The organism is Enterobacter sp. Li2LvB3 (assembly GCF_056156645.1).
Map to the genome: position 1 here is coordinate 22143 of NZ_JBSICG010000039.1, position 6789 is coordinate 28931.

Below are 6789 nucleotides of genomic sequence, written 5' to 3' on the forward strand. Positions count from 1 at the left end.
CATGTTACACTGAGGCCATGACGCTTAAGGAACTGCAAAAATGACCGAACTGAAGAACGATCGTTATCTGCGTGCGCTGCTGCGCCAGCCCGTTGATGTCACTCCGGTGTGGATGATGCGCCAGGCTGGCCGCTATCTCCCGGAGTACAAAGCCACCCGTGCCCAGGCGGGGGATTTTATGTCGCTGTGCAAAAATGCGGAACTGGCTTGCGAAGTCACGCTCCAGCCGCTGCGACGTTATCCACTGGATGCGGCGATCCTCTTTTCGGACATTCTGACTATCCCTGATGCCATGGGTCTTGGGCTGTATTTCGAAACGGGCGAAGGCCCACGTTTCACCTCTCCGATTAAGAGCAAAGCCGACGTCGATAAGCTGCCGATCCCAGACCCTGAGGGTGAACTGGGCTATGTGATGAATGCGGTACGCACCATCCGCCGTGAGCTGAAAGGCGAAGTGCCGCTGATTGGCTTCTCCGGCAGCCCGTGGACGCTGGCGACTTACATGGTTGAAGGTGGCAGCAGCAAAGCCTTTACCGTGATCAAAAAGATGATGTATGCCGAGCCACTGGCGCTGCATGCGCTGCTCGACAAGCTGGCGAAGAGCGTCACGCTGTATCTGAATGCCCAAATTAAAGCGGGTGCGCAGTCAGTGATGATTTTCGATACCTGGGGTGGTGTGCTGACCGGGCGCGATTATCAGCAATTCTCGCTCTATTACATGCACAAAATCGTTGATGGTCTGCTGCGCGAAAATGAAGGCCGCCGCGTGCCGGTAACGCTGTTCACCAAAGGTGGCGGTCAGTGGCTCGAAGCGATGGCAGCAACAGGCTGTGACGCGCTTGGGCTGGACTGGACGACCGATATCGCTGATGCACGTCGCCGCGTGGGCGACAAAGTGGCGCTGCAAGGCAATATGGACCCATCCATGCTGTATGCACCGCCTGCACGTATCGAAGAAGAGGTCGCAACTATTCTGGCGGGCTTTGGTCAGGGTGAAGGCCACGTCTTTAACCTCGGCCACGGTATTCATCAGGATGTACCGCCTGAGCACGCGGGTGCGTTTGTGGAGGCGGTACACCGGTTGTCTGCGCAGTACCACAAGTAAGGAATAGCTATGGATCTCGCGTCATTACGCGCTCAGCAGTTGGAACTGGCATCATCGGTGATCCGCGAGGATCAACTCGATAAGAATCCGCCGCAGTATATTGGTGGCGCCGATGTGGGGTTTGAGCAGGGCGGGGAGGTGACGCGAGCCGCGATGGTGGTATTGAAGTACCCTTCGCTGGAGCTGGTGGAATACAAGGTAGCGCGTATCGCTACCACCATGCCTTACATTCCAGGTTTTCTCTCCTTTCGTGAATATCCCGCGCTGCTGGTCGCGTGGGAGCTCCTCTCGCAAAAACCTGACCTGCTGTTCGTTGACGGGCACGGTATTTCTCATCCGCGCCGGTTGGGTGTTGCCAGCCATTTTGGCCTGCTGGTGGATGTGCCAACGATAGGTGTCGCCAAAAAGCGCCTGTACGGTGCGTTTGAGCCTCTTTCTGCCGAAGCGGGCGCCCTCGGCCCCCTGATGGATAAAGGCGAGCAGCTGGCATGGGTCTGGCGCAGTAAAGCGCGCTGTAATCCGCTGTTTATCGCCACCGGGCACCGGGTCAGTATGGACAGTGCGCTAACGTGGGTGCAGCGTTGCACAAGAGGATATCGTTTACCGGAGCCAACACGCTGGGCGGATGCCGTTGCATCACAGCGACCGGCTTTTATTCGCTGGCAGGAAATTCAGCGATGATTCAGGTAAACTGCCGCTAATTTCCGATTCGAGACATCATCATGTTACAAAACCCGATTCATCTGCGCCTTGAGAAGCTGGAAAGCTGGCAGCACGTCACTTTTATGGCTTGCCTGTGCGAGCGCATGTATCCCAACTACGCCGCGTTCTGCAAGCAGACGGAATTTGGTGATGGCCATATCTATCGCCGTATTCTGGATCTCATCTGGGAAACGCTGACCGTCAAAGACGCGAAGGTGAACTTCGACTCTCAGCTTGAAAAGCTGGAAGAGGCCATTCCGGTAGCGGATGATTTCGACTTGTACGGTGTCTATCCGGCAATTGATGCCTGCGTGGCATTAAGTGAACTGATTCACTCCCGTCTGAGTGGCGAAACCCTGGAGCACGCCATTGAAGTCAGTAAGGCATCGATTACTACCGTTGCGATGCTGGAAATGACCCAGGAAGGTCGCGAAATGACCGATGAAGAACTGAGAGCGAACCCCGCAGTTGAGCAGGAATGGGATATTCAGTGGGAGATTTTCCGATTACTGGCAGAGTGCGAAGAACGCGATATTGAGCTGATCAAAGGGCTTCGTGCGGACTTACGTGAGGCCGCCGAGAGTAATATTGGTATAATTTTTAACCAATGAGTCAACAAAACGTGATTTAACGCCTGTTTTGTCACTCCTCGACTCTTCCCTTTCGCCCCCCGTCTGGTCTACATTTGGGGGGCGAAAAAAAGTGGCTATCGGTGCGTGTATGCAGGAGAGTGCTTTTTTGGCATTTTCGTCGCACTCGATGCTTAGCAAGCGATAAACACATTGAAAGGATAACTTATGAACAAGACTCAACTGATTGATGTAATTGCGGACAAGGCTGATCTGTCTAAAGTGCAGGCTAAAGCTGCTCTGGAATCTACCCTGGCTGCTATTACTGAGTCTCTGAAAGAAGGCGATGCTGTACAACTGGTTGGTTTCGGTACCTTCAAAGTGAACCACCGCGCTGAGCGTACTGGCCGCAACCCGCAGACCGGTAAAGAAATCAAAATCGCCGCAGCTAACGTGCCGGCATTTGTTTCTGGTAAAGCACTGAAAGACGCTGTTAAGTAAGACGCGTGGCAGTGAACAGTTTTAACGAAGGGGCGGTAACGCCCCTTTTGTCTGTCTGGCGTGGTGCACTCGCGCTGGCCGGCGTGCTGTTGCTGTCAGCCTGTAGCCATGACTCCTCTCTGCCACCGTTTACCGGCAGCGGCTACGCTGACAACCAGGGAGCAGTCAGGATATGGCGCAAAGATTCTGGCGGGGAAGTTCATCTTCTCTCTGCCTTCAGCCCGTGGCATAGCGGCGATACCTCAACCGCTGAGTACCGCTGGCAAGACGACACCCTGTCGCTTATCGAGCTGAATATCTACAGTAAGACCCCCGAACATGTCCGTGTGCGTTTTGACGACCATGGCGAGCTGAGTTTTATGCAGCGTGAAGTGAGTGGGCAAAAGCAGCAACTTTCCAGCGATCAAATCGCCCTCTATAAATACCGTGCTGAACAAATTCGTCAGACCAGCGATGCGCTGCGTCAGGGACGTGTCGTGCTGCGTCAGGGACGCTGGCATATGGATGGTACGGTCACCACCTGCGAAGGGCAGACGGTGAAGCCTGAACTTGAAACCTGGGCGATACAACATATTCAACGTCGACAGCAAAAGTCGTCGGTTGAAGTGAGTGTATCCTGGCTGGAAGCACCGGAAGGATCTCAGCTGCTGCTGGTGGCGAACGAAGATTTCTGCACCTGGCAGCCGATGGAGAAGAGTTTCTGACGTAATTTCCCTCTCCCAAAGGGAGAGGGTTAGGGTTAGGGTTAGGGGGTATTACTCGCCCTGCTCACGCGCTATCGCGCGATAACCAATATCCCGGCGGCTGAAGCTACCGTTCCAGTGAAGATCTGCCATCAACGCATACGCACGCTTTTGAGCCTCTGCGACGGTATCGCCAAGCGCAGTCGCGCACAGCACGCGGCCACCGTTGGTCAGCACGCGATCGTCATCAGACAGTTTCGTCCCCGCATGGAATACCTTACCGCCTTCAGTCTCTTCCAGCGGCAGACCGTGGATTTCGTCACCGGTGTTGTAGTTACCCGGATAACCGCCCGCAGCAATCACCACGCCCAGAGAAGCACGTTCGTCCCACTCGGAGTTTTTCTCGTCCAGCTTGCCTTCGCAAGCCGCCAGGCACAGATCAACCAGATCGGATTTCATGCGCAGCATGATCGGCTGAGTTTCAGGATCGCCAAAGCGACAGTTGAACTCGATAACCTTCGGATTACCCTGCTTGTCGATCATCAGGCCCGCATAGAGGAAACCGGTGTAGGTGTTACCTTCGGCCGCCATGCCTTTTACGGTTGGCCAGATAATGCGATCCATCGTGCGCTGATGCACGTCATCAGTCACGACCGGAGCCGGGGAGTACGCGCCCATACCGCCAGTATTCGGGCCGGTATCCGCATCGCCAACACGTTTGTGATCCTGGCTGGTGGCCATTGGCAGTACGTGCTCGCCGTCGACCATCACGATAAAGCTCGCCTCTTCACCGTCGAGGAACTCCTCGATAACAATACGGTGGCCAGCGTCACCAAACGCGTTGCCTGCCAGCATATCCTGGACTGCAGCTTCTGCTTCTTCGAGGGTCATCGCCACGATAACGCCTTTACCGGCAGCCAGGCCGTCGGCTTTAATAACAATCGGCGCGCCTTTTTCACGCAGATAAGCCAGGGCTGGCTCAACTTCCGTGAAGTTCTGGTATTCCGCAGTGGGAATATTGTGGCGAGCGAGGAAATCTTTGGTGAACGCTTTGGAGCCTTCGAGCTGCGCGGCGCCTTCGGTTGGACCGAAGATTTTCAGGCCCGCAGCGCGGAATGCATCAACCACGCCAATCACCAGCGGAGCTTCCGGGCCAACGATAGTCAGGTCGATCTTCTCGTTCTGGGCAAAGCTCAGCAGCGCCGGGATATCTGTTACGCCGATAGCCACGTTTTGCAGCGCAGGCTCCAGCGCCGTACCGGCGTTGCCTGGTGCGACAAAGACGGTTTTCACCAGCGGGGATTGTGCTGCTTTCCACGCCAGAGCGTGCTCGCGCCCGCCGTTACCAATCACTAATACTTTCATTGTCTGCTCCGTGGATTAATGGCGGAAGTGGCGCATGTCGGTGAAGATCATCGCAATGCCGTGTTCATCGGCTGCGGCAATCACTTCGTCGTCACGAATGGAACCGCCAGGCTGGATCACACAGGTGATACCTACAGCTGCGGCAGCATCGATACCGTCACGGAACGGGAAGAAGGCGTCAGACGCCATGGCGGAGCCTTTCACTTCCAGACCTTCGTCACCTGCTTTGATGCCGGCGATTTTGGCAGAATAAACGCGGCTCATCTGGCCTGCGCCTATTCCGATGGTCATGTTCTCTTTTGCATAAACAATGGCGTTGGATTTCACGAACTTCGCCACTTTCCAGCAGAACAGCGCATCACGCAGTTCCTGCTCGGTTGGCTGGCGCTTAGTTACAACGCGCAGATCACCCGCCGTGACCATACCCAGATCGCGATCCTGAACCAGCAGGCCGCCGTTCACGCGTTTGAAGTCCAGGCCTGATACGCGCTCAGCCCACTGACCGCAAACCAGCACGCGCACGTTCTGTTTTGCGGCGGTGATTTTCAGGGCTTCTTCCGTGGCAGATGGCGCGATGATCACTTCAACAAACTGACGGGAGATGATGGCCTGTGCGGTTTCAGCATCCAGTTCGCGGTTGAAAGCAATAATGCCGCCGAATGCAGAGGTCGGGTCAGTTTTATAAGCGCGATCGTAGGCATCCAGAATAGAGGTGCTTACCGCCACGCCGCATGGGTTTGCGTGCTTCACAATAACGCAGGCTGGCTCGCTGAACTCTTTCACACATTCCAGCGCGGCATCGGTGTCGGCAATGTTGTTATAAGAGAGCGCTTTGCCCTGAACCTGCTGTGCAGTCGCCACAGATGCTTCTTTTACTTCTTCTTCTATATAGAAGGCAGCCTGCTGGTGGCTGTTCTCACCGTAACGCATATCCTGCTTCTTAATGAAGTTCAGGTTCAGGGTACGTGGGAAGCGACCAGACGGCTCACGGCTTTCGCCATGATAAGCTGGCACCAGGCTACCGAAGTAGTTGGCGATCATGCTGTCGTAAGCGGCGGTGTGTTCGAAAGCTTTAATGGCGAGGTCGAAACGCGTATCCAGAGTCAGGGAGCCTTCGTTGGCATCCATCTCATTAATAATGGCAGCGTAGTCGTTGCTCTTAACCACGATGGCAACATCTTTATGGTTCTTGGCAGCGGAGCGCACCATGGTTGGGCCACCGATATCAATATTCTCTACTGCATCTTCCAGAGAGCAGCCTTCGCGGGCAACGGTCTGGGCAAATGGGTAGAGGTTAACAACAACCATGTCGATCGGCGCAATATCATGTTGTTCCATAATACCGTCATCCTGGCCGCGACGGCCAAGGATGCCGCCATGCACTTTCGGGTGCAGAGTTTTCACGCGTCCATCCATCATTTCCGGGAAACCGGTGTAATCGGACACTTCGGTAACCGGCAAGCCTTTATCTGCTAACAGGCGAGCAGTTCCGCCAGTAGAAAGCAGCTCTACACCACGTGCAGAAAGTGCCTGAGCGAATTCGACGATACCGGCTTTATCAGAAACACTGAGCAGAGCGCGGCGGATTGGACGACGTTGTTGCATGGTAAATCCCCTGGATTTCACGATTACAGTGAGCGTTAGATGAATTTTCCACAAAAAAACTCAGCTAACACCCCTAACGGGACATCCTTGTCAGGCGCGAGCATTTTAACGAAAACGTTTGCGCAACGCTCGCGAATTTTCACTTTTTCGTAGTGTTGTGGATAAGTCTGTGTGTAAAAAGGTATAAGGCGGGGTTTTGCTGTGGAATGCAGCAGTCAGTCATTTTTCTGCAATTTTTCTATTGCGGCCTGCGGAGAAC

At 54.7% G+C, this 6789-nt stretch carries 7 protein-coding genes; 5 read left to right on the plus strand and 2 right to left on the minus strand.

Annotated elements, in window-relative coordinates:
• Positions 1 to 40 precede the first annotated feature (40 nt).
• From hemE to ACS603_RS22710, 5 genes are all read left to right on the plus strand, one after another.
• A complete protein-coding gene (gene hemE / locus ACS603_RS22690) occupies positions 41 to 1105 on the plus strand; it encodes a uroporphyrinogen decarboxylase (protein ID WP_182063261.1) in 1065 nt (354 codons plus the stop codon).
• A gap of 9 nt (positions 1106 to 1114) precedes the next feature.
• Positions 1115 to 1786, plus strand: a complete 672-nt coding sequence (nfi, locus tag ACS603_RS22695; RefSeq protein ID WP_474944967.1) for a deoxyribonuclease V — start codon at positions 1115 to 1117, stop codon at positions 1784 to 1786.
• Positions 1787 to 1827: 41 nt separating this feature from the next.
• Entirely contained in the window at positions 1828 to 2418 is a 591-nt protein-coding gene (locus ACS603_RS22700; protein WP_014068465.1) for a YjaG family protein, read from the plus strand.
• A gap of 186 nt (positions 2419 to 2604) precedes the next feature.
• Positions 2605 to 2877, plus strand: a complete 273-nt coding sequence (gene hupA, locus ACS603_RS22705; protein ID WP_002445246.1) for a nucleoid-associated protein HU-alpha — start codon at positions 2605 to 2607, stop codon at positions 2875 to 2877.
• An 11-nt stretch (positions 2878 to 2888) separates the two neighbouring features.
• Entirely contained in the window at positions 2889 to 3581 is a 693-nt protein-coding gene (locus tag ACS603_RS22710; protein ID WP_474944968.1) for a DUF1481 domain-containing protein, read from the plus strand.
• Positions 3582 to 3632: 51 nt separating this feature from the next.
• Here the strand turns inward: ACS603_RS22710 and purD are convergent, their stop codons facing one another.
• Entirely contained in the window at positions 3633 to 4925 is a 1293-nt protein-coding gene (purD, locus tag ACS603_RS22715) for a phosphoribosylamine--glycine ligase (protein WP_474944969.1), read from the minus strand.
• A 15-nt stretch (positions 4926 to 4940) separates the two neighbouring features.
• Positions 4941 to 6530, minus strand: a complete 1590-nt coding sequence (gene purH, locus ACS603_RS22720; RefSeq protein WP_182063265.1) for a bifunctional phosphoribosylaminoimidazolecarboxamide formyltransferase/IMP cyclohydrolase — start codon at positions 6528 to 6530, stop codon at positions 4941 to 4943.
• Positions 6531 to 6789 lie beyond the last annotated feature (259 nt).

What these genes read in the sequence shown, in the direction of transcription:
- hemE (WP_182063261.1), top strand. Translation starts at nt 41, where the DNA reads ATGACCGAACTGAAGAACGATCGTTATCTGCGTGCGCTGCTGCGCCAG.
- nfi (WP_474944967.1), top strand. Translation starts at nt 1,115, where the DNA reads ATGGATCTCGCGTCATTACGCGCTCAGCAGTTGGAACTGGCATCATCG.
- ACS603_RS22700 (WP_014068465.1), top strand. Translation starts at nt 1,828, where the DNA reads ATGTTACAAAACCCGATTCATCTGCGCCTTGAGAAGCTGGAAAGCTGG.
- hupA (WP_002445246.1), top strand. Translation starts at nt 2,605, where the DNA reads ATGAACAAGACTCAACTGATTGATGTAATTGCGGACAAGGCTGATCTG.
- purD (WP_474944969.1), bottom strand. Translation starts at nt 4,925, where the DNA reads ATGAAAGTATTAGTGATTGGTAACGGCGGGCGCGAGCACGCTCTGGCG.
- purH (WP_182063265.1), bottom strand. Translation starts at nt 6,530, where the DNA reads ATGCAACAACGTCGTCCAATCCGCCGCGCTCTGCTCAGTGTTTCTGAT.